Here is a 2,706-nt window from a genome sequence, read left to right as displayed (position 1 = left end):
TGACTACTGCCAGTTGAATGTACCAGCGTTGCCAAGTTTTGTACCACGCTTTGCCATAAAATGTACCAGTCATTGCCAATCTGTTTACCACTTATTAACTTCTGTATAATTAATGTGCATGCCTACGGCATTTAAGCCTAAAGCATGACATTGATTATATGGAGGTTTTTTTATGTTCCAATATAGGAAAGTATTGGAGATGAGCTCTGATGGCTTTTCGCTTCGAAGTATTCGTGCAGCCACTGGGCATTCAAGACAAAAAATAACGGAAGTCATTCGACTTGCGGAAAAAAAGGAGGTGACATTTCCATTAACAGATGAGATGACAGATAAATGGCTAGAAGAGCTTTTGTATCCTGAAAAAACAATGGAAGGTTCAGGTTACAGACCAATTGATTTTGAATACATTCACAAAGAGTTGGCAAAGAAGAATGTCAATTTAACACTGCTTCATCATGAATATGAAGCACAATGTCGAGCAGAAAACGCTATTCCCTATGCCTATCGTAGTTTCGTTCGTCATTATAGAAAATATGCAGAAAAACATAAGGCAACTATGCGAATTAAACGAAAGCCAGGAGAAATACTGGAAGTCGACTGGTCGGGATCAACCGGTGCTGTAATTGACCGAGATACTGGTGAGAAGGTAAAAGTCTATGTATTCGTAGCCACACTTCCTAGTAGTCAATTGTCCTACATTGAAGGATTTTTATCCATGAACTTAACGTCGTGGATCACTGCCCATAGACATGCTTACGACTATTTTGGGGGTGTGAGTGACATTCTAGTCCCTGACAACTTAAAAACAGGCGTTCAGGAAAATACACGAAAGCAGTTGGTGCTCAATCCTACTTACAAAGATATGGCGAATCATTACGGCACAGTCGTTATGCCCGCTCGAGTAAAATATCCAAAGGACAAAGCATCAGTAGAAGGCTCTGTTCGCACAATCTCGACTTGGATTATCGCTGCCATGAGGCATACTCAATGCTTCACTCTAAAGGAATGGAATGACGTTGCCAAAGAGAAATTAGAGGAATTCAATCATCGTGATTTTACTAAACGTGAAGGTTCTAGGTGGTCAGCGTTTTTAGAAGAAGAGAAAGCCTACCTTTCTCCTCTCCCGCCAACACCTTATCAGATGTCTGAATGGTTAGCCGCCAAAGTTCAACCAGACTATCATATCTCTGTTAAAAGTCAGTTTTATTCTGTTCCCTATGAATATATCAGTCAACAGGTAGATGTGAAAGTGACAGATCATCTTATTGAAGTATTCTACAACCATATGAGAATCGCTTCTCATTCACGATTATATGGGAAATATGGCAGTCAGTCTACTAACCGAGATCATATGCCAGATGACCATAAATTATACACAGACCAAACTCCACAAAATGCGATTGCATGGGGGAAAGATATTGGACGGTCTACCTTACAAGTCGTCGAATTAATTCTAAAAAACGCTGCCGTTGAGCGGCAAGGGGTTCACTCTATCTTCATTCTTAAGAATGTATTACGCAAGTACACAAAGTACGAGTTAGAAAAAGCCTGTCAAACAGTACTGGACGTCACTAAAAGACCGACGGTCTCTCTCATTAAAACAGCGCTTAAAAATAATCAGAAACAGGCAGAAGAAGACCAAATGAAAAAAGCACTAGATAAATTAACTCAGAATCATGGATTTACCCGTGGAGCTGACTACTATGGAGGACGACTGAATGATGAATGAAGACACAATAACTAAATTGATTGAAATGAAAATGAGTGGCATGGCAGAGGCCTATAAGCAACAGGCACAAAACAAGCAATATAACGATCTGGGCTTCGAAGATCGCTTTAAGCTATTAGTAGACAGCGAACATTCTCGTCGCAAAAGCAATAAGCTTCAACGCTTAATAAGGCAAGCTGCATTCGAAGTTCCTTCAGCATCAATTGAGGAGATTCAATATTTCGAAGACCGACGGTTACCAAAAGAAGAGATCTTACGCTTAGCTTCTGGTCTGTATTTAGAAAATAAGAACAATATCATTCTGATGGGAGCAACTGGAGCTGGGAAAACCTACTTAGCCTGTGCCTTTGGCATAGCTGCTTGTCGTCAATTTTATAAGGTTCAATATGTTCGCCTACCTGAACTCCTAGATGAGTTTAAGATAGCAAAAAATCAGCCAGATGACAGCTATAAAAAATTAATGCGTAAGTACACCAAGAAAGAACTACTCATTATTGATGAGTGGCTTCTTCATGACTTAACAGAAGAAGAACTATACTTGACCATGGAAATCATAGAAAAACGGGAAAAGACGACATCTACGATCTTCTGTACCCAATTCAATACTGCGGGATGGCATTCTAAACTCGGAGGTGGGCCAACAGGCGAAGCAGTTATTGACCGAATCGTCCATAACTCATACACTATCACTATCGATGGTGAAACATCTATGCGTGAACGACTGGGTTTATCCAATAACTTCTAGGACATTACTTTGAAAAATATAATCCTATGGATTATGTAAATATATCCCATGACCAACTTAAATCACAGTGGTTATGGGATATTTCTATAGTGGTACATTAAGCTGGCAAAAGGTGGTACAATCTTTGGCAAACAGTGGTAAGAAAGTTGGCATCAGTGGTACAAATAAGTGGCAGTAGTCAGCTTTTTAAGTACATGACTACTGCCACTTATTTGTACCACTGATGCCAACT

The 2,706-nt window shown here is 39.8% G+C and carries 2 protein-coding genes; both read left to right on the top strand.

From position 1 onward, the window contains the following. Positions 1–172 precede the first annotated feature (172 nt). Positions 173–1,729 (top strand): IS21 family transposase, encoded by a 1,557-nt coding sequence (gene istA, locus ADIAL_RS00020; protein ID WP_034298398.1) that lies wholly within the window; start codon positions 173–175, stop codon positions 1,727–1,729. Next, positions 1,719–2,474 (top strand): IS21-like element helper ATPase IstB, encoded by a 756-nt coding sequence (gene istB / locus ADIAL_RS00015; RefSeq protein WP_022796280.1) that lies wholly within the window; start codon positions 1,719–1,721, stop codon positions 2,472–2,474. Before istA ends, istB begins: the two co-directional genes overlap by 11 nt. Positions 2,475–2,706 lie beyond the last annotated feature (232 nt).

This window comes from Alkalibacterium sp. AK22 (assembly GCF_000585255.1).
In the GTDB taxonomy this organism is placed as follows: Bacteria; Bacillota; Bacilli; order Lactobacillales; family Carnobacteriaceae_A; genus Alkalibacterium.
This window is presented reverse-complemented; position numbering and strand designations above follow the sequence as displayed.

Coding starts and splice junctions, on each gene's coding strand:
- istA (WP_034298398.1), top strand. CDS start 173: ATGTTCCAATATAGGAAAGTATTGGAGATGAGCTCTGATGGCTTTTCG.
- istB (WP_022796280.1), top strand. CDS start 1,719: ATGATGAATGAAGACACAATAACTAAATTGATTGAAATGAAAATGAGT.